We start from the raw sequence: 18,264 nt of genomic DNA on the forward strand, positions 1-18,264 counted from the left end.
CTTTAACGTAACTGGTCGGGGCACAAGGATTCGAACCTTGGACCTGCAGTACCCAAAACTGCCGCGCTACCAGGCTGCGCTATACCCCGACGTTCGGTGTCGATACACGCTTAAGGGCGGACCAGCAAGGCGCGTCTGCCCTGCCCTCATTTTTTGCCGAACAGGGGATGCACAACCTGATCGCCGGGGGCGATGCCGTACTTCCTGGCGGTGCCGGCGACCACTTCCAGCACGCCCTTGGCGGGGCCGCCGGAGGAGATGATCTTCAGCGATTGCGGTTCGGTATTCTCTGCGATGCGCAGGATGCGTCCGTTGGCGCCGATGAAGATCATGTCGAGCGACAGGATGGTATTCTTCATCCACATCGAGACCTGCTGCTCCGGGCTGAAATCGAACAGCATGCCGCGGCCGTCGGCCAGTTCCGTGCGGTACATCAGCCCGGTCTCGCGTTCCTTCTCGGTCTTGGCCATCTCGACCGTGAACGTCTTCACGCCGGCCTTGGTGACGATCTCCAGCGGCTGGATCTCGGCGGCCTGCGAGAGGCCGGCGGCGAAGAGCCAGGCCAGCATGGCAGCGGCAGCCAATAGCGGGGCGCGAAGGCGGGAAGAACGCAGCAGGCTCATGAACGCTATCCAGGCAAACCCGGACCAGGCGCCGGGCGCGCGACCCTAGCCTGACGGCGGTGACAAATACCAGCCACCGATACGCACAGCCGCGTGATAGCGGCGCAAGCCATCACGAATAAAGGATCAGTGCGAGGACAGGCCGGGCGCGCCGGTTTCCGGCTGGATTTCGGCCGCCATCATGCCCTTGGAACCGGGCCCGAAGCGCACCAGCACATATTGGCCGGGACGCAACTCGGTCATGCCGAAACGGCGCAGCGTCTCCATGTGGACGAAGATGTCCGGGGTGCCCTCACCGCACGACAGGAAGCCGAAACCGCGCAGCCGGTTGAACCATTTCACCTGCGCCCGCTCCAGCCCGCTGGTCGGTGTCACGCTGACATGGGTGCGCGCCGGCAGCATCTGCGCCGGATGGATCGCGGTCGACTCGTCCATCGAGACGATGCGGAAGGCCTGATAGCCCTTCGCCCGCTGCACGCATTCGACCACCAGTCGCGCGCCTTCATAGGCGGTCTGGTAGCCGTCGCGGCGGAGCACCGTGACATGCAGCAGCACGTCGGCAGCGCCATTGTCCGGGATGATGAAGCCGTATCCCTTGGAGGCATCGAACCATTTGATCACGCCGCTGATCTCGACCAGATCCGCCGCCGCACCGTCGCCCAGGCCCACAAACGGGTCCAGCGCATGACGGTCATCAGTCGCGTTAAATTCTGTCGGCGACGTCCTGGATGAACCGGTAAAACCCGGTATCATGCCCTCCGACCCTTTGGACTCAAATCCGTCCGACCCCATGACCCCGGATCCCACAATGATGTGCGGGCTGTCTGATATGACAGCGCCCCCGCGTGCCCATCGATGACAATTCATGATGACGCGTCGCGAATCTCGCAGCCGAAGATAACACTGTCGGTTGCCCGGCAAAGACAAAAAACGAACGCGATTGCGGCTATGAACAACCTTGCACGATGACGAATCAGCGCGATTCAATTACCTACGAACGGTCCCAGCGTTTCACCGATGTCGAAGCGGAGCACGAGATCGGCGTGCTCGTCCTGATCGGTCGGCTCGTTGTTGATGATGACCACCCTGGCGCCAAAGCGCTTCGCCAATAGCGGAAATCCTGCCGCCGGCCAGACCACCAGCGAGGATCCGATCGCCAGAAACAGGTCGCAGCGTTCCGACAAGTCGGCCGCGCGCTGCATTTCATCTTCCGGCATCTGCTGGCCGAACGAAATCGTCGCGGTCTTCACCGGCTCGCCGCACCGCGTGCAGTCTGGCGCATGCCCGCTGGCATCGAATTCGCTCTTCACCCATGCCAGTTCGTAACGCTTCGTGCAGCCGATGCAGCCTGCATAGGTCGTGTTGCCGTGCAGTTCGATGACGTCGGCGGGTTTGATACCAGAGGCCTGGTGCAGATTGTCGATGTTCTGGGTGATGAGGCCGGGGATCTTGCCGGCCTTGTACAGCGCCGCCAGCGCGCGGTGCCCGCGCGTCGGCGTGGCTGCGGCGAAGGTGGCTTCCATCGCAAAGCGACGCCGCCACGCTTCGTCGCGGGCGTCCTGGCTGGCGACGAATTCATCGAACGGGATCGGCCGGTTGCTGGTCCACAGCCCGCCGGGCGAGCGAAAGTCGGGAATGCCGCTTTCGGTGGAGATTCCCGCCCCCGTGAACGGCACGATGGTCGATGCCTGCGCGATCATGTCGCCAAGCCGTTCGACGCCGCTGCGCAGGTCCGCTGCTATCATCGGGAAATCCGTTGGCTGTTGGACGGTGTTAACGCGCAGCGCCGCCGGTGGGTGTCACCGGCCGCGTATCGGGCGTCAGGCCGCGTCCGGAACGCCCCTGGACGGCTCGTCCTTGCCGCCATCGTCCTTCTTCGGCTTCGCCACCGGCGTGGCCTGCGACTTCTTCACCGACTTGCCGTATTGCGCCAGCTTTTCGAGCTCGGCTTCCAGCTCGGCCTGCCGGGCCGCCACCTTCTCCGCCAGCTTGTCGCTGGCCTGATCACGCAACGTCGCGAGCTCTTCGATGCTCAACTGATCCAGATCGATTTTGGCCATGATGTTCTCCCTTTGTCTTGGGCTAACGGCAAGCCGCCTGCGCCGCAAGCCCCAAGGCAAAGCCGAGGCAGGTGCAGCTGCAATTATCCACGCCGGGGGTTTTGGATTGACGTCCGGATGTCGATTCGCTGAAATGCAGCCAGGGCTTGAGGTGAGCAGCATGCCATCGTGGATGGAAGAACGTGACCGGTTGATGGCGCAGACCCAGGCATTCGTGCAGCAGGTCGCCGCAGCGCATCCGCAGGTTCCGACCTCGGGGGATATCGAAAGACTGCTACGGGACAGGGTTAAGCCGATCGCCGCAGCCGCAGCGCCGGCGGAGAAGTTGACCGTGGCGCCGGCAACGGACGCTGGTTCGACGCCGGTGCCGATTGCAACCGCAGCGCCGCCGGCGGTCCGACGGCCGCCAGCTTCCGAGCGGACCGACATCCAGCAACGGGTGGCGGCGTTCCGCGCCCGCCAGGCCCGGATGAACGCGGAGCGCGAAGCCTATTACGAAACCATGCAGGCAAAAATTCGCCGCGGCCTCGGGAACGAACCTGGCAGCGGCCGGTTGTAAGGCCGGAGCAGTCTTCCCCCAATGCTCTAACTTCAGAAAGCCCCGTCCTCCCCCGGCGGGGCTTTCGCTTTTGCGCTATTTGCCGAGATGCCGGCGCACCGCTGCGACCGACGGGCCGACTTCTTCAATGGCTGCGCTCAAATCCTGCGATGACACGCTGAGCCGGTACGCCCAGTAATCGCGCTGCGAGGCATCGGCGGAATCGATCACCTGCGCCGGCTGCACGCCACGCATGGACGCCAAGACAGTGGATACGGGCACCAGCAGGATCATCACGGCAGGATAACAACGCTGCGCCGCCCGCCAAGCCCGCGGTCGCTCAATGCTTAAAGGCGAATTGGCCGAATGCTTCGAATGCCGTCTAACGGTCGGCGTCGATGGACGCCTGGATGGCGCCGATCGGGATGCAGATTTTCTTGCGGCGAAGGCCGCGGATCGCGCCGGTCACCTTAAGGACCTGGCCGATCGAACATGAACCATCCTGGACCAGCGCGACCTCATAGGGCGCCAGCAAAAACGGTTCCGAACTCCGAATAGTCTGCCCCAGCGACGGCGTCGCCACGAGCCAACATCCCGCAACACCCAACAGCCACGTACGCATCACCAATCCCCAACACCCGGCAGCATCTTATAACTGCCCACTCGTTAAGGTTTCGCTCCCGGATTTTCTGCATGACGCCATGCGCCAGCTTGCGAGAATGATGGCCGATCGGCGCGCAATTGCCAAAGCAAAGTTGCGCGTGAGCGTCGTCCTTTCTCGTTTTCAGAGCGTGTGCTGCTTGTGTCCGCATTCCTTGCAGACATAATCGACGCGGGCGACGCCCTTGGGCGCTGTCACCTTGTTCGGCGCGCCGCACTTGCCGCACACCGCCATGATGCGGGTGTCACCCTGCTTCACGACCAGCTTCTTGCGCTCCATCGTCTCGCGGATCAGCCGCTCGGCTTCCGCGCGCATCGCCTGCTTGTCCATGCCGTCCCCCTGCACCCAATGGGGCCCGCCCCGATCGCCCGTCTATAACCGATCGGCACGGCGAGATTCAAACGCTGTGCGCAATCGCCCATCGAATTCGCCAGGCTGTGCGCCATTCGCCACGCCCCGGCCCGGCGCTTTCGTCAGCGAAGATAAGACGTCGGATCGACTTCAATGTGGCGGGAAAACGCGCGGCTTGAGATGGACAGACGTCCGGATATTGACTAGAACAAAGTAAGAACATCGGTGATGAAATGTCATTCGGTCTTCATCGGACCTCCTGCTTTGGCGGGGCATAGTTACGGCGCACAAAGGAGAGCGAAATGGATTTGCAGGCGCGCATCGAACTGTGGAAGAGCATCGACCCGGATCCGGAATTTTGCCGCCGAGCAGAACGGGAGATGCTGATGCTGTCATCTCCCGACGAAAATTGGATCACCGAGCGCATGCGGGACTTCGACCAGGCTCTCGAACTGGTCGCTGCCGGCTGAGACGCGTTCGACAACGGCCCTCGCTAATCGGACATTCGCCTTCCGGGTGAGATAGAACCCGCTCCACGATCGTGGGGCGGGTTTTTGTTGGGCCTGCTACCGACCAGACCAGCGTTCACTGCGCTTCCGAACCCGGAGCTTGCGCCTTTGATCGGGCGTGAGCGGATCGCCTCCGCATTGTCCACCGCCCGCCATCGTCTCGGCAGATTGGCGCCGCATTCGGCTTCAATCTAGAGCGATGTGAATCAGTTCGGGAATTTGAGATGGACGAAGACAGGATTTCGGCCGATCGCGCGGCGATCGAGCAGCGCATCGCGATGTTCCGTGAGACCCAGGCCAAGTTCCAGCGCGAGCGCGACGATTACTACGACGTCACGATTGAGAAAGTTCGAGCCACCGACTGGAACGAATTCGCCACCCCTCGCGATCCTGAGTGAGTTTGCCTGCAATGGCGGGTTGAGACGCGGGCGTGACGTGTGCGCATCGAAAAACGCCCGGGGCGATGCCCCGGGCGTTTGCGAATGGTTTTACCAATAGCCGTAGGGCCGATGATAGCGCGGACCGTAATAGGCATACGGCCGGGGGGCGTAGCCATAATAGGCCGGACGGTAGTAGCGACGGGGGGCGTAATATGGACGGTAGCCGTAGCCGTACGGGCCATAGGCGCCATACGCCCCGGCAGCCAGCGCGCCAGCGGCGATGCCAAACCCGATGGCCGGCCCCGGCCCCCACCCGCGACCGCGGGCTTCTGCGGGCGCGGCCATCACGGTGGCGCCCAGCGTCGCCACGGTCGCCATCATCAAGACTGTCTTTTTCAGGAACATCGCGATCTCCTATTTCGTACCCCTGCCGATAACGCGAACGAAATTTGATGGTTTCCGCGGCCGTCAAATTTCAGATGGGGTTCCATGTTCGCAAGGCGTTCGCTGTACTCGCGTTAACAATGCATTAGCCATGAGCGACTCGATGAGGGAACGAGGCACGTAAACGACCATTTTCCCGGCAATGCTTTAAGCCCTCCGCGTCGTCCGAGCGACGCACCGCCAAGTGGAGTTTAGCGTGATTAAGCACATCCAGAAGATCGACGGCATCATCGACGAATTGCTTGTCCAGCTCGGCGAAATGGTAAAGCGACTGTCGCATCCGGATGTGACCCGCAGCAGAGATGAACGCGCCGCACTCGCACGCTCGGTGCGCCAGTTTTCGGTCTGCGCCGCCACTTCAAAGGATCCTCGCGTGCTCAGCCTGGCGGACGACCTGGAGCAGTCGATCAAGCCCCGGCTACGTCTGGTAGCAAGTCGCAACTGAACAAAGCGGGCAATGCGCAGCCGTGCACTGTCGCGGCAAATCTTCGTGCGAGACGGCAGGCATCGCATTGCTCTCGACCCGAGATCCGGATATATGTAGCATATTATTCTCGAACATTTTTGAGCCGGCGGTTTGCCGGGACGTCACGCGAAACTCCGACGTCGCCTGCGCGTAGCTTTTTCATCGCCCATGATTTTGATCAGACCATGCTCCCTGCCTTCAACGAACAACTGGCGATCCAGGCCAAGCTCAACATGCTGTTGGGGGCCGAGGCATATGACGCGCTGTTTCTCGGCTTCGAGTGCGGGGTGATCTTTGAAGACGTCGTCCACGTCTATGTGCCCAGTGCCGACGCGGCCATCGCGATCAGTATAGCCTATCCGAAACAGGTCGCGCAGGCGGTGGCCGGCGTGATGAAACTGCCGATCAGCGACGTGCATGTGCTGCCGCGGAATTATTCCGACGTATGATGCGTCGGTTTCAACGGGCCGGCGACGGCGATCCGGCCGTCCGCACGATCCGGTCTGCCTTCTGCAACACGTAGGTGTTGTCCGGCTGCGGGCGAGCGAAGAAGCTGAACAGCACGAAAGCTGCGCAGAACAGGCCTCCAACAATCATCACGCGGCGATGGGTCTGCTTGTCGGCATTATGAAACGAACTGGACATGATGCACCTCGCCCGACGAAGCCTACCGCTTGCGTGCGGGCGAGCAATCGGACTCGTGCTTTAACCTAAGTTTTAAAGGTTATCGGGCCTGCGCAATTGCGCTAACATGTTGGCGTTCGATGACATCCGACCGGCGACACGGCACCGGCGCGCGCTGCGGTTCGCCATGTGGTTGAAGGCGGCCCGGACGAGTCGCGACGCGATCGCTGCGGTTTCAAGGCGGTACCCTGTGGCACAGCCATTTCGTTTTCTGAACCGTCCCCGTTGTCCACAGCCGGTTTCGGTTGACGGCGACTCGCGACGCAGATTCTATGCAGTCAGAAACGGAGCCATCCATGTCCGACCGCCACCTGCTGCACGAATTCATGACGGGCAAATCGCACGCCCAGTTCGCCCGAGGCGAGCGCCGGATTCAGGCTTTCATTCAGTTCGGCATCTGCGCGATGGTGGTGGTGGCGATCGGACTGTTCTTCATCTGAGTTCGCAAGTGCGGTCGCGCCAGCATCGTGCGGCCTGCGACGGACTTGCAACACCGCTCCCCGGTGCACCACCTGCCCCTGCCCGTCGCGATCTGCTATGCAGCGCTGACAACCCCGAACCATCCGGAGCCTTCACATGCGCTATCTGCACACCATGCTTCGCGTCCGTAATCTCGACGTGGCGCTGAAATTCTATGCCGAGGCGCTCGGTCTCAAGGAAGTCCGACGCATCGACAACGACAAGGCCAGATTCACGCTGCTGTTTCTGTGCGCCGCAGACGATGAGGCGCTGCTGGCCAGGGCCGAGGGCCGCGGCGCGCCGCTGGTCGAACTGACCTGGAACTGGGACGAGGAGAAATACGGCGAGGACCGCTTCTTCGGTCACCTCGCCTATGAGGTCGATGATATCTACGCGACCTGCGAGCGGCTGATGAAGCTCGGCATCACCATCAACCGCCCGCCGCGCGACGGCGAGATGGCCTTCATCCGCTCGCCCGATCTGCATTCGATCGAACTGCTGCAAAAGGGCAAGGCGCGGCCGCCGCAGGAACCCTGGATGTCGATGGCCAACACCGGCCACTGGTAGGAAAACCTCTATCACCCACGGGAACCCGAAGCGAGCTGTCGCGTTCATGATGAGAACTCAATCATGGAGACGACGATGGGACGCGGACTTTTATTGTGGCTGATCGGTGTGCCGATTCCGGTGATTATTCTGTTGTGGCTGTTCTTCGGTCGCTGATTCTTTGCTGACGCCGTCGATCATCAGGCCCCGCTCGCGCGGGGCCTGATTCTTTTGGGGGGATGGCACGACGGCTTGCGAACAGCGACGATGGATGGCACCACCCGTTCAATCATGCTGTTGCGAGGACTGTCATGCCAACCGCTCTATCCCCTGCGTTGCAGATCTGGGGCCGCGCCAACTCGGTCAACGTGCAGAAAGTGCTGTGGTGCTGCCGCGAATGCGACGCCGGCTTCACGCGGACCGACGCCGGCATGCAATATGGCCGCACCACGGATTCCGACTATCTGGCGATGAACCCGAACGGACGCATTCCCACCCTGGTCGATGGCGATTTCGTGCTGTGGGAATCTAACGCGATCATGCGCTACATCGTGCTGACCCATCCCGACACCAGCCCCGCCGCTCTTTATCCGACCCAGCCCAGGACCCGCGCGCGCATCGAGCGTTGGCTGGACTGGACCCTGTCGACACTGCAGCCGATCGAGCGACCGCTGTTCTGGGGACTGGTGCGAACGCCGCCCGCCGAACGCGACCTCGGCGCGATGCAGCAGGCGGCCGACGCCGCCGCCGTGCAGTGGCGGATCGTCGATCGTCAGTTGGCCACCGGCGACTTTATCGAAGGCGCAGGCCTCAGCCTCGCCGACGTCGCGATCGGGACCTATGCGCGGCGCTGGTTCGGCGTCGAGGGGGTCACGCGGCCGGCACTGCCGCATCTCGATCGCTGGTTTGCGCTGATTTCCGCCCGCCCCGGCTTTCAGGAATTCGTCGCGCCACCGATGTCATGACGCTGCTTCCGCTACGGCAGGCCGCGTTCGAACAGCAGGACCGCGGCTATCACGGCCAGCGTGACGGCGGCGACGGCGAGTTTGGCCGTCCAGCCGATACCGCGGCCGATCCACCACAACAGCGCGCAGCCCATCAAGACCGGAATGAGAATGTCGGGGTTCACGCGGCGTGACCTAGACGACGAAGCGGACGCCGAGCGTCTTGCCGCGGCGCCATACCACTTCGCAGTCACGCCCGGTGCGCGCATCACGGGCAAACGCCAGTCGCAACTTCGAGCTGGTTATCGCGGACGGGTCTTCGAGCACGATCTTGGCGCCTGTCGCGGAAAGATCCAGCACCTTGCACTGGCGAGCCGCGAATCCGCCATCCAGCGTGATCCAGCCCTCCTGCTGCACCGAGCGCCGCACATCCCGCTTCTTCGTGACCGCCATCTTGCCTCTCCGCGGCGCCAAAGCCGATCCGCTTTTAGCAGAACCACCGCGATGCAGCGAAAAAATGTCAGCCATGCTGCGGCGGAGTAAAATCACCGTCGCAGACCGCTTGCTCCCCCGCACAAACGCCACTATACGTTCGGCCGCTGTTGCCAAACCCCTCCACCCGGTTCGGCCACGGCCCGCAGGCAGACTGGCTTCCAGGCTTTGATGTTGCGGTATTATTCGTGATAACCTCGCGAATGGCGGCCTTGGCGATTCTCTCGGATTGCCGGACGGTCACCCTTTGCTCCCTTCGTCTATCGGTTAGGACGCCACCCTTTCACGGTGGAGAGAGCGGTTCGATTCCGCTAGGGAGCACCACCAAACTTTCATGGTGGTGTTTTCAATAGGCTTTCCAACAGTTAACCAAACTTGAACGACGGGGTTGGTGACGGCTTGTTTCGGTTCTTTTCCAGATCGATGCGACCTCGCGGCAGCTTTGACAGCTCGCGGCAGCTTTGACAGGGGGAATAGCGCTCAGGAAAACCGCTGCGCTCAAAGGCTGGGCGGCGTTTATCGGCCGACTTTCACAACCCTTAGCCGATCAATTTCAGCTGCAACGATCTCTCGGTGAGCGATACCTGGCAGCACCACTTCGTGCTCCACCACCTGCGACAGGATCGGACAGAACTCCGGCTGATCTGACCATTGGGTGCCCGATAGTTCCGGACAGGCCGGATTCAGAATTTCCCAATCATTCCCGTTACTGGAGCGGGCTATCGTTTTACATCTCGGACAACATGTTTGCATTGCCGTTTAATAAGCCGCCAAATCGATTTTATCTAGTGAGAAAGACAAGCCAACGTCTCCCGCCAGATTTGGTGCACCGGCCTGAGGCCCCACCGCCTGATCCGTATTGGGCATCAGGGCGTTGTTGGGGGGGGACCGCGCTGAAAAGTATTGAAATACAATGCAGTGAGATTTCCCCAACCCGCTAATCACGTCGTTGATTGATATAGAAAGCATACCTCCGCTAAGAAGAATCATTTTCCCTGCCACTGTTGTCTCGTGTCTTGATCCGCCCTGCCCCGGCGCGGCTCTGTCGCCTGAATTGGCAGCCGGCTACGCGTGGCAATGCGACCTCCGCGGTGACGGCCGCCGGAACGCAACCGTTGTCTTTCGTCCATCCGGCGATATAATGCCGAGCGGCGTTCGGAACTATCGTTCACATTTGGACTTCACCTCCAATGATCGATGTCACATCCAGACAACCTGCCGGCCGCGCTCCTGAATACCGAAGCGGCGCGTGGCGAATCGGCACACAACCCATCGCCATCACCGCCGCCGTGCTGGTATTGCTGGTGGCGGGCGTTGCGAGCGTGGCGATCTGGCGCGGCTATGCGGGGGCACCCGAGCAGGACCGCGTCGTCACCGCTCGCGTCAACCAGGCCCGCGTCGCCCAGGCATCCGAACAATTGGTCGAAAAGACCAAGGGCCTCGAGGAAACCCAGCAGCAATCGATCGACCAGTTACAGCTGGTACAGGACCAGTTGCAGGTCATGACGAGATTGCTGACGGCGCAGCAATCCGAGACTCGCAAATTGAACGAACAGGTCGGTATGCTCACCAGCACGCTGGATAATCTGAGGCAATCCTTTGCGGCGATCCCGCCGGAAGCAAGCCAGCCTGAGGCCCGCGAACGGCCGCGCGCCAGAGCTCGCGGACCGGTTGCCAAGGGCCGCCAGAAAGCAACCGCACAACGCAAGCGCAACACGCGTAGTTAGATCGACCGCCGCGATCGTCGAGCACGACGACTGCGCGCTTTGATCCTTCGTCCTTCGTCAAATTCCGCTTGTCCGCGCGGGCCAGAAGCCTACGCTGCCGTGTCGGATGCTGCCCGCATCGTTCAGATGCCGGTCATCCCTCCCAAAGGGAGCGACACATGAAACACGCGACACTCGAAAACCACGATGCCCAGATCAGCCAGAAGCACGGCGCCACGACGCTGGCCACGTTGCGCAAGATCTACGGCAAGTTTTTCGCCGCCGGCCTGCTCGATACGGCGACGCTGGACGAGGTGCTGCCAAAGCTGAACGAGACCTCGCTGAGCCAGCTCCGTCGCGACTACGAGACCGGCCACCTCAACAAGAAGATATCCAAAGCGACACCTCCAGCAACATAGTCTCCCGCAAAAAATCTCTCTTGCATCGAACGCGGTTTCCGGGCGGCGCGACCAATTCCTGAAGCCGGCGGGATGCCTCGTCGGCGGCGAGGCCGGCGCCTCGTCGATCGGGAGGGACCGTCATGAGCGATTTCGCTTCCACCGCCAAACTGGCTCTTGCGAGCGCCCTCCTGCTGGGCGCGATGACGACATTCGGCCACGCCTACAGCGCAGAGCAGCAACGTCTATGCACCGGCGACGCCATGCGGCTTTGCAGTTCGGAAATTCCCTCGATCGACCGCATCACCGCCTGCATGGTGCAAAAGCGGGCATCGCTCAGTGCCGGCTGCAAGTCGGTGTTTCAGATTCCGACCACCGGTCGGTCGTCGATCCTGGCGGCGAGCACAGAGCCGTAACGCGCCGTCAGCGGCGGCGCGCCACGGCCACGCCGAGCAGGAACGCAACCAGCAGCGAGCCAAGCGGTGCTTCGCGGGCGATATTGGCAAGGATGCTCAGCGGCATGCCCGGCTTCTTGCCGGTTTCGATGGCGTCGCCGATCCGGTGCACGGTCTCCTTCACGGTGTCGGACACTTCGGCGAGGGTCGATTTCGGCTCGGGCACGGGATCGACGCCTTCGTAGATGTAGGGAGGGGTCGTGGCGTCGTTCGTCATGGCTGTCTCTCGCATTAGAGGTTCGAAGCCCAATCGGCCGGACGGCAAATGGTTCCCTGCCCTTCGAGCTAGGTGCGGTGTCGCATCCTTCAATGCCGACTATACTTGTTCGCGCATGTACCTGCTCGAATCGCTTCCCACCGTCATCGGCTTTGCCGCCGTGGCGCCAGCGCTGCTGGCGCTATGGCTGGTGATTGCCGCCGACGAGCGGCCGCGATCGCCGGCGCTGGTATGGGCCGCCTTCGGGCTCGGCGCGGCCAGTATCTCGATCCTGGGCTACGCCCGGGCCCTGTTCGCCGGCATCAGCGGCATGACCGACGATCCCGCGCTGGCCCTGCTGCTGCACGCCGTATTCGGGATCGCGGCCCCCGAGGAGACCGTCAAGATCGCCGTGATCCTGCTGGTCGCCAGCCGGCAGCGCCGCGCCGCCGACCCAATGGACGCCGTGGTCTACGGCGCCGCCGCAGGCCTCGGCTTCGCAGCCTACGAGAACCTCGTCTACCTCCTGCAATATCCCGAGATGTGGCGTTCGCTGGCGGTGCTGCGCAGCGTGCTGACGGTGCCGTTCCACGGCGCGCTCGGTATCATTGCCGGCGCCTATATCGGGATCGCCCGTGCCGGGCACGCGCTCGGCGCGCGCCGCCGCGATCGCCTGGCTTATTTTCGCAGCAGCGCACTGATCGTGCTGGCGCCATGGACGCTGCACGCCGCCTTCGACCTGCCGCTATTGGTGCTGCAGCAGAATCCGGAATTTGTCGGCCTGACCCGTCGGGCACTGGAGGGCGCCGGCATGATCGTCGGCTTCGGCACCATCGCCCTGGCGGCACGTCTGCTGCGCCGGATCGGTAACCACCATGCGACGCAAGGCGATGCGTCACGGCACCCGCTGCGGGTGACCTGGGCGCTGCTGATCGCCGGCGGCATTGCGGGCTTCGCCGGCATTTCGTTCCTGCTGTCGTCGCTGCGGCACTGGCTCAGCGAGCCCGACCGCAGCGTGACGATGCTGCTGGTGCCGCTCGGGCTGGCCTCGATCGGCTTAGGCCTCGTCCTGCTGCTGCTGGCGAGCGCCGCCTATGTGCTCGGCCGCGATCGGCTGCGCATCTTTCGATCCGCGCCGTGAAGTAATCTTTAATACGTCGCTGCGGCACGGTATATTATCCGCTTGTCCGGCACATCGTGGACGCCATCAGGAATTTTTCCATGACACTCCCCCCCGATCTCGACGCCCTGCAATCGAAGATGAGCGGCGCGGTGCGCGCGCACTGGAAGGCGTTCCTCATCGAGGGCATCGTGCTGGTCATTCTCGGCCTCGCCGCAATCCTGGTGCCGCCGATCGCCGGCATCGCCATCACCGTCATACTGGGCTGGATGTTCCTGATCTCCGGCGCGGCGGGCCTGGCCATGACGTTCTGGGCGCGCTCGTCGCCGGGTTTCTGGTGGTCGCTGGCTTCCGCAGTGCTCGGCATCGGCGCCGGCATGATCCTGCTGGCCAAGCCGGTGCAGGGCCTTTTGACGCTGACGCTGGTGGTCGGCGCCTACTTCATCGCCGAAGGTGTCACCACCATCATGTATGCGCTGCAGCACCGCCAGAAGCTGTCCGATCGCTGGAGCTGGATGGCGTTCTCCGGCGCAATGGATCTCTTAATCGCCTTCTTCATCATCTCCGGCCTGCCGGGCTCCGCGGAATGGGCGATCGGCCTGCTGGTCGGCATCAACATGGTGATCGGCGGCTCCTCGCTGATCGGCCTGGCGCTGGCCGCCCGCAACAAGGCGTGAGATCGTAGCCCGGATGACAATCCGGGGCCGGCGTTTCCCAACATCTGCTTTCCCGGATTTCGTCACCACGCCTGCGGCGCGCTGACTTCATCCGGGCTACGCCAGAAAAAAGGCGCCCGACCGGGCGCCTTTTCGCATTCTATGTCGCGATCGCTTACTTGGCGGCCGGATTGGCCGGCGCGGCGCCGGCGGGCGGGGTCGCTTCCAGCTTGGCGCGGGCTTCGGCCGCGCGCTTCTGCAATTCTTCCTGCAGCTTCTTCTGGGTTTCCTCGAACACCTTCGGATCGGTCGGCGGACCGTCATAGGCCTTGGCGAATTCCGCCAGCGGCAGCGGCAGCGTCAGCGGCGCGCCGTTCGAATTGATCGCCTGCACGATCAGGTTCTGGCCCTTCTTCAGATTGGCCAGCAATTCCGGGGTGACTTCGTAGTCCGACATGCAGCCATTGGCGAAACAGATCACGTACGGGCTCTGCGCCGGCGCGTTGGCGTCGATGATGACGCGGGTGCCGTGCACGAGTTGCATGCCGAGCGGCAGCGTCACGCGCAGGATCTTCTTCGGCTCGCCTTCAGGTTCGATGATGACCGCGGCAATCACCGGCTGGCCGGATTCGATGCGGCCGTCCTTGCCGGTAAAGCAGACCTGCTTGGCATTGGCGTCCTGGCCCTTGAGGCAGAACTTGGTCCAGGGCGCATAGATCAACTGCACCTGTTGCTCGGGGGTCGCGGGCGCGGCGGGCGCCTGGGCGGCGGGGGCCGGTGCGCCCTTGGGGGCGGCTTTCGGGGCCACTTTCGGGGCCGCCTTGGGAGCCGTGGCAGGCGGCGCGCCGGGCGCGGGCGCCTGGGCGAAAGCGTCGGGGGCCGGCACGGTCGCCGTCAGCGCGGTCGCCGCCAGCGTGGCGAAAACCCGCCGGCGCGGCAACACCGACGCAGCCAAGACACGGAAATTCATTGCGGAAAACCCTTTCTGAACGGTGGCGCCCGAATCCCGGAGGCGGGGCTTCATCTGACCCGTTGGCGGGTGTCTCGTTGCCAATTAAGGCAGATACGTGACCGGCCGCGCCGTCCTCGTCAATTGCACGCCTTCAATACAGCGGCGGGCGAAAAGATCAATGGCGACAACCGCATTTGCTGCATGACGGGGCCTGATTGATAGCAGCCATGCTAGAGTTCGGAAGTGAGCTGTCGCGAATCAAACCGGATCAAAGCTCAGGCGATTTGGCGCTGGCCGCGCGCGGCCGGCTTCGCTGTGGTTTGGTCCCTGCTGGCGGTCTGGACCATCGCACCACTGGCCGCCGAACCGCGCCACGCCATCGCGATGCACGGCGAACCGGCTCTGCCCGCAAACTTCACCGCGATGCCCTACGTCAATCCCGCAGCCCCCAAGGGCGGCCGGCTGGTCTACGGCGTGCACGGCACCTTCGACAGCCTCAACCCCTTCATCGTCCGCGGCCTCGCCGTGCCGCAGATGCGCGGCTTCGTGGTCGAGAGTCTGATGACGCGCGGCCAGAACGAGGCCTTTACGCTGTACGGCCTGCTCGCGCAGAGCGTCGAGACCGACGACGCGAGAAGCTTCGTCACCTTCCGACTCGACCCGCGCGCCACCTTCTCGGACGGCCGGCCGCTGACGGCCGACGACGTCGTCTTCTCCTGGGCCTTGCTGCGTGACAAGGGCCGGCCCAACCACCGGCAATATTATGCCAAGGTCGCGAAGGCCGAGGTGCTGGATGCGCGCACCGTGCGCTTCGACTTCGGCGGCCAGGGGGACCGCGAGCTGCCGCTGATCCTCGGCCTGATGCCGGTGCTGCCCAGGCACGCCATCAACGCCGAGACGTTCGAGGAAACCTCGATGGCCCCGCCTCTGGGGTCAGGGCCCTACCGCGTCAGCGCGGTGAAACCGGGAGCGACGGTGACGCTGACGCGCAACCCGGACTATTGGGGGCGCGACCTGCCGGTCAATCGGGGCTTATGGAATTTCGACGAGATCCGGCTCGATTATTTTCGCGAGGCCAATGGGCATTTCGAGGCGTTCAAGCGCGGGCTCTATGACTTTCGCGTCGAGTACGAACCGTTGCGCTGGCACGACGGTTACAACTTCGCCGCCGTGAAATCCGGCGAGGTGATCCGCGATGCCATCACCACCGGCCTGCCGAAGCCATCCGAATTCCTGGTGTTCAACACCCGGCGCCCGATCTTTGCCGACATCCGCGTGCGGCAGGCGATGACGCTTTTGTTCGATTTCGAATGGATCAACCGCAGCTATTTCTTCGGCCTCTATGCCCGCTCCGCCGGCTTCTTCCCGGGCTCTGAACTCTCCGCCTATGCGCGCCCGGCCGACGCGCGCGAGCGCGCTCTGCTGGAGCCCTATGCGGCGCAGATGCCGGCCGACATTCTCGACGGCCTCTATCGCCTGCCCGTCTCGGATGGCTCCGGTCGCGACCGCGAAACGTTGCGCCGCGCGCTCGAGCTGCTGGCGGAGACCGGCTTCGACCTCGACGACAACGTGCTGCGCAAGCGCGCCAGCCGGGCGCCGTTCGCCTTCGAGATCCTGGTCACCAGCCGCGACCAGGAGCGCATCGCGCTGGCCTATGCCCGCGACCTCAAGCGGGCCGGCATCGCGATGAACGTGCGCGCGATCGACGCCGTGCAGTTCGACCAGCGCAAGCTTTCCTACGACTTCGACATGATCCAGAACCGCTGGGACCAGTCGCTGTCGCCCGGCAACGAGCAATCCTTCTACTGGGGCAGCGAGGCGGCCTCCCTGCCCGGCACCCGCAACTACATGGGCGCGAAGGACCCGGCGATCGACGCCCTGATCGCGACCATGCTGGTGACGCGCGACCGCGCGCCGTTCGTCGATGCGGTGCGCGCGCTCGACCGCGTGTTGATCGCCGGATTCTACGCCATACCGCTGTACCACGTTCGCGAACAATGGATTGCGCGATGGAATCGGATAGAACGGCCACAGGCATCGGCGCTAACGGGTTATCTCCCGGAGAGCTGGTGGACCCAAATTCCGGATCGGAAGTAACCCCGTGACAACAGCCCCGAACGCCGCCTCGCCGACCCTCGATGGCCTGTTCCAGCGCGTCCTCGTCCGCCAGCCGGAAGCGCTGGCGCTGATCGATCCCGCCGACAAGCTGCGCGTCACCGCGACGGCGCCGAAGCGACTGAGCTTCGCGCAGGCCGACCGCGCGATCGCCGCACTCACGGCGCACTTCATCGCCTACGGCCTGCCGGCCAATTCGGTGATCGCGGTGCAGATGCCGAACACCGTGGAATTCGTGCTGACGCTGCTGGCGGCGCACCGCGCCGGGCTGATTGTGGCCTTGCTGCCGCAGCTGTGGCGGCAGGCCGATCTCACCATCGCGCTGAACCGGGCGGGCGCGCGCGCCATCGTCACCTCCAGCAAGATCGACGGCGTGAGCCACGCCGATCTCGCCATGAACGCCGCCGCCGAAGCCTTCTCGATCCGCTATGTCGGCGGGTTCGGCACCGACCTGCCGGAAGGCATGGTCTCGCTCGACGAGGTGATGGCCTCCGATTTCACGCAGCCCGGCATCGTTCCCCCCGACGCGCGGCGCGCCGCGATCGTGACCTTCGACGTCACCGCCGACGGATTTCGCGCGGTACCGCGCTCGCATCTGCATCTGATCTCCGGCGGGCTCTCGGTATTTCTCGAAAGCGGCCTGCCGCAGAGCGCCACGCTGCTGTCGGCGACGCTGCCCTCATCCTTCGCCAGCCTCGCCTGCTCGCTAGTGCCGTGGCTTTTGTCCGGCGGCGTGCTGGCGCTGCACCATCCGTTTGATGCCGACGCGCTGGAGCGCGAGATCAACGCCGCGGCCTGCGACGTGCTGGTGGCACCGGCGCCGCTGGCGCAGAAGCTCGCGGAGGCTGGCCTGCTCGACCGCACGCCGACGCTGCGCCATGTGCTTGGCCTGTGGCGTGCGCCGGAACAGGTCGCCAGCAGCCCGGCCTGGACTCATCCGCAGGCGGACTTCACCGACCTCTATCTGTTCGGCGAAGCCGGCCTGTTCGGCGCCCATCGCGCCGCCGACGGCCTGCCCACCATCATCATGCCAGGAGCCCACGGCGCGCCGCGTGCATTGGCGAGTTCCTCGATCGCCGGCGAGATCCTGATCACGCCGAAGGGCACGCTCGGCCTGCGCGGCCCGATGGTCCCCGCGGTCGCTTATGCCTCGACGTCCGAATCCGGCAATTCGCTGCTCGCCGGCAAGGCCGTCGATTACGTCGATACCGGCTTTGCCGCGCGGCTCGATCGCTCCAGCGGCGCGCTGTGCATCACCGCACCGCCGACCGGCATCATGGCCGTCGGCGGATATCGCTTCCTGTCGCAGGATCTCAGCGAATGGGCCAAGCGGCTCGGTCCGCACGCCATGCTCACCGCGCTGCCCGACCGGCTCAGCGGCTATCGTCTCGCAGGCCGCGCCAGCGACAATTCACGGGCCCGCGACGCCTTCACGGAACTTGGCCTCAACCCATTGATGGTGGAAGCCTTTCGTGACCGCGCCGCGGCCGATTGAGCGCATTCCGCCAA

General features: G+C 63.7%; 28 protein-coding genes and 2 tRNA genes. 16 read left to right on the forward strand and 14 right to left on the reverse strand.

From position 1 onward, the window contains the following. Positions 1-12: 12 nt before the first annotated feature. The 5 genes from FNL56_RS16700 to FNL56_RS16720 form a co-directional block, all read right to left on the reverse strand. Positions 13-89: transfer RNA gene (locus tag FNL56_RS16700), tRNA-Pro, on the reverse strand. A gap of 57 nt (positions 90-146) precedes the next feature. Further along, on the reverse strand, positions 147-569 hold the full coding sequence (locus tag FNL56_RS16705) for a DUF192 domain-containing protein (RefSeq protein WP_246661005.1): 423 nt from the start codon (positions 567-569) through the stop codon (positions 147-149). A gap of 180 nt (positions 570-749) precedes the next feature. Next, on the reverse strand, positions 750-1,415 hold the full coding sequence (locus FNL56_RS16710) for a cold-shock protein (protein ID WP_143574021.1): 666 nt from the start codon (positions 1,413-1,415) through the stop codon (positions 750-752). A gap of 191 nt (positions 1,416-1,606) precedes the next feature. Beyond that, positions 1,607-2,368: an SIR2 family NAD-dependent protein deacylase gene (locus FNL56_RS16715; protein WP_143574022.1), complete on the reverse strand. Its 762-nt coding sequence runs from the start codon at positions 2,366-2,368 to the stop codon at positions 1,607-1,609. 75 nt (positions 2,369-2,443) lie between these two features. Beyond that, positions 2,444-2,683 carry a hypothetical protein gene (locus FNL56_RS16720; RefSeq protein ID WP_143574023.1) on the reverse strand — a complete coding sequence of 80 codons (240 nt, stop codon included), beginning with the start codon at positions 2,681-2,683 and terminating at the stop codon, positions 2,444-2,446. On the opposite strand from FNL56_RS16720, the gene FNL56_RS16725 reads away from it, so the two are divergent. Next, the gene (locus FNL56_RS16725) at positions 2,682-3,242 is read left to right on the forward strand and encodes a hypothetical protein (RefSeq protein ID WP_143574024.1); all 561 of its coding nucleotides are present in this window, start codon (positions 2,682-2,684) and stop codon (positions 3,240-3,242) included. The genes FNL56_RS16720 and FNL56_RS16725 overlap by 2 nt on opposite strands. Before the next feature lie 75 nt (positions 3,243-3,317). On the opposite strand, the gene FNL56_RS16730 is transcribed toward FNL56_RS16725, so the two are convergent. From FNL56_RS16730 to FNL56_RS16740, 3 genes are all read right to left on the reverse strand, one after another. Further along, on the reverse strand, positions 3,318-3,515 hold the full coding sequence (locus FNL56_RS16730; protein WP_143576205.1) for a DUF3606 domain-containing protein: 198 nt from the start codon (positions 3,513-3,515) through the stop codon (positions 3,318-3,320). Positions 3,516-3,603: 88 nt separating this feature from the next. After that, positions 3,604-3,804, reverse strand: a complete 201-nt coding sequence (locus tag FNL56_RS16735) for a hypothetical protein (protein ID WP_143574025.1) — start codon at positions 3,802-3,804, stop codon at positions 3,604-3,606. A 201-nt stretch (positions 3,805-4,005) separates the two neighbouring features. Further along, positions 4,006-4,212 carry a hypothetical protein gene (locus tag FNL56_RS16740; protein ID WP_143574026.1) on the reverse strand — a complete coding sequence of 69 codons (207 nt, stop codon included), beginning with the start codon at positions 4,210-4,212 and terminating at the stop codon, positions 4,006-4,008. Between the two features lie 323 nt (positions 4,213-4,535). Here FNL56_RS16740 and FNL56_RS27765 point away from each other — a divergent pair, with 323 nt between their 5' ends. Together FNL56_RS27765 and FNL56_RS27770 are read left to right on the forward strand one after the other, a co-directional pair. Continuing rightward, on the forward strand, positions 4,536-4,703 hold the full coding sequence (locus FNL56_RS27765) for a hypothetical protein (protein WP_168202957.1): 168 nt from the start codon (positions 4,536-4,538) through the stop codon (positions 4,701-4,703). Between the two features lie 263 nt (positions 4,704-4,966). Continuing rightward, a complete protein-coding gene (locus FNL56_RS27770; protein ID WP_168202812.1) occupies positions 4,967-5,140 on the forward strand; it encodes a hypothetical protein in 174 nt (57 codons plus the stop codon). A 90-nt stretch (positions 5,141-5,230) separates the two neighbouring features. On the opposite strand, the gene FNL56_RS16745 is transcribed toward FNL56_RS27770, so the two are convergent. Next, positions 5,231-5,527: a hypothetical protein gene (locus tag FNL56_RS16745; RefSeq protein ID WP_441351234.1), complete on the reverse strand. Its 297-nt coding sequence runs from the start codon at positions 5,525-5,527 to the stop codon at positions 5,231-5,233. 235 nt (positions 5,528-5,762) lie between these two features. On the opposite strand from FNL56_RS16745, the gene FNL56_RS16750 reads away from it, so the two are divergent. Both FNL56_RS16750 and FNL56_RS16755 read left to right on the forward strand, forming a co-directional pair. Beyond that, positions 5,763-6,011: a hypothetical protein gene (locus FNL56_RS16750; RefSeq protein ID WP_368039312.1), complete on the forward strand. Its 249-nt coding sequence runs from the start codon at positions 5,763-5,765 to the stop codon at positions 6,009-6,011. Positions 6,012-6,217: 206 nt separating this feature from the next. Continuing rightward, positions 6,218-6,481: a hypothetical protein gene (locus FNL56_RS16755; protein ID WP_143574027.1), complete on the forward strand. Its 264-nt coding sequence runs from the start codon at positions 6,218-6,220 to the stop codon at positions 6,479-6,481. Between the two features lie 10 nt (positions 6,482-6,491). Here FNL56_RS16755 and FNL56_RS16760 read toward each other — a convergent pair whose 3' ends face one another. Then, positions 6,492-6,677, reverse strand: a complete 186-nt coding sequence (locus tag FNL56_RS16760) for a hypothetical protein (RefSeq protein WP_143574028.1) — start codon at positions 6,675-6,677, stop codon at positions 6,492-6,494. Between the two features lie 335 nt (positions 6,678-7,012). Between FNL56_RS16760 and FNL56_RS27775 the strand changes: the two genes are divergently transcribed. From FNL56_RS27775 to FNL56_RS16770, 3 genes are all read left to right on the forward strand, one after another. After that, on the forward strand, positions 7,013-7,156 hold the full coding sequence (locus tag FNL56_RS27775) for a hypothetical protein (protein ID WP_168202958.1): 144 nt from the start codon (positions 7,013-7,015) through the stop codon (positions 7,154-7,156). A gap of 136 nt (positions 7,157-7,292) precedes the next feature. Next, the gene (locus tag FNL56_RS16765; protein WP_143574029.1) at positions 7,293-7,742 is read left to right on the forward strand and encodes a VOC family protein; all 450 of its coding nucleotides are present in this window, start codon (positions 7,293-7,295) and stop codon (positions 7,740-7,742) included. A 290-nt stretch (positions 7,743-8,032) separates the two neighbouring features. Next, positions 8,033-8,686: a glutathione S-transferase family protein gene (locus FNL56_RS16770; protein WP_143574030.1), complete on the forward strand. Its 654-nt coding sequence runs from the start codon at positions 8,033-8,035 to the stop codon at positions 8,684-8,686. 11 nt (positions 8,687-8,697) lie between these two features. On the opposite strand, the gene FNL56_RS27780 is transcribed toward FNL56_RS16770, so the two are convergent. Beyond that, positions 8,698-8,850 carry a hypothetical protein gene (locus tag FNL56_RS27780; protein ID WP_168202813.1) on the reverse strand — a complete coding sequence of 51 codons (153 nt, stop codon included), beginning with the start codon at positions 8,848-8,850 and terminating at the stop codon, positions 8,698-8,700. Between the two features lie 10 nt (positions 8,851-8,860). Next, positions 8,861-9,118 (reverse strand): PilZ domain-containing protein, encoded by a 258-nt coding sequence (locus tag FNL56_RS16775; protein WP_143574031.1) that lies wholly within the window; start codon positions 9,116-9,118, stop codon positions 8,861-8,863. 288 nt (positions 9,119-9,406) lie between these two features. Here FNL56_RS16775 and FNL56_RS16780 point away from each other — a divergent pair. The 4 genes from FNL56_RS16780 (at position 9,407) to FNL56_RS16795 (ending at position 11,677) form a co-directional block, all read left to right on the forward strand. Beyond that, positions 9,407-9,481, forward strand: a tRNA-Glu gene (locus tag FNL56_RS16780). Positions 9,482-10,347: 866 nt separating this feature from the next. Further along, positions 10,348-10,884 (forward strand): hypothetical protein, encoded by a 537-nt coding sequence (locus FNL56_RS16785; protein WP_246660691.1) that lies wholly within the window; start codon positions 10,348-10,350, stop codon positions 10,882-10,884. Positions 10,885-11,042: 158 nt separating this feature from the next. Then, positions 11,043-11,282, forward strand: coding sequence for a hypothetical protein (locus FNL56_RS16790; protein ID WP_143574032.1), 240 nt, complete (start codon positions 11,043-11,045; stop codon positions 11,280-11,282). A 122-nt stretch (positions 11,283-11,404) separates the two neighbouring features. After that, positions 11,405-11,677, forward strand: a complete 273-nt coding sequence (locus FNL56_RS16795; RefSeq protein WP_143578019.1) for a hypothetical protein — start codon at positions 11,405-11,407, stop codon at positions 11,675-11,677. Between the two features lie 7 nt (positions 11,678-11,684). Here the strand turns inward: FNL56_RS16795 and FNL56_RS16800 are convergent, their stop codons facing one another. Beyond that, positions 11,685-11,933, reverse strand: coding sequence for a hypothetical protein (locus FNL56_RS16800; protein WP_143574034.1), 249 nt, complete (start codon positions 11,931-11,933; stop codon positions 11,685-11,687). Positions 11,934-12,048: 115 nt separating this feature from the next. Between FNL56_RS16800 and FNL56_RS16805 the strand changes: the two genes are divergently transcribed. Next, positions 12,049-13,053 (forward strand): PrsW family glutamic-type intramembrane protease, encoded by a 1,005-nt coding sequence (locus FNL56_RS16805; RefSeq protein ID WP_143578020.1) that lies wholly within the window; start codon positions 12,049-12,051, stop codon positions 13,051-13,053. A gap of 80 nt (positions 13,054-13,133) precedes the next feature. After that, the gene (locus FNL56_RS16810) at positions 13,134-13,709 is read left to right on the forward strand and encodes an HdeD family acid-resistance protein (RefSeq protein WP_143574036.1); all 576 of its coding nucleotides are present in this window, start codon (positions 13,134-13,136) and stop codon (positions 13,707-13,709) included. A gap of 154 nt (positions 13,710-13,863) precedes the next feature. Here FNL56_RS16810 and FNL56_RS16815 read toward each other — a convergent pair whose 3' ends face one another. Continuing rightward, positions 13,864-14,658 (reverse strand): invasion associated locus B family protein, encoded by a 795-nt coding sequence (locus tag FNL56_RS16815; RefSeq protein ID WP_143582187.1) that lies wholly within the window; start codon positions 14,656-14,658, stop codon positions 13,864-13,866. Between the two features lie 297 nt (positions 14,659-14,955). Here FNL56_RS16815 and FNL56_RS16820 point away from each other — a divergent pair, with 297 nt between their 5' ends. Both FNL56_RS16820 and FNL56_RS16825 read left to right on the forward strand, forming a co-directional pair. Then, complete coding sequence (locus tag FNL56_RS16820) at positions 14,956-16,737, forward strand: extracellular solute-binding protein (RefSeq protein ID WP_246661454.1); 1,782 nt, start codon at positions 14,956-14,958, stop codon at positions 16,735-16,737. 4 nt (positions 16,738-16,741) lie between these two features. Further along, positions 16,742-18,250, forward strand: a complete 1,509-nt coding sequence (locus FNL56_RS16825) for a class I adenylate-forming enzyme family protein (RefSeq protein WP_143574038.1) — start codon at positions 16,742-16,744, stop codon at positions 18,248-18,250. Positions 18,251-18,264 lie beyond the last annotated feature (14 nt).

Origin of the sequence: Tardiphaga sp. vice304, assembly GCF_007018905.1 — a bacterium.
Classification (GTDB): Bacteria; Pseudomonadota; Alphaproteobacteria; order Rhizobiales; family Xanthobacteraceae; genus Tardiphaga.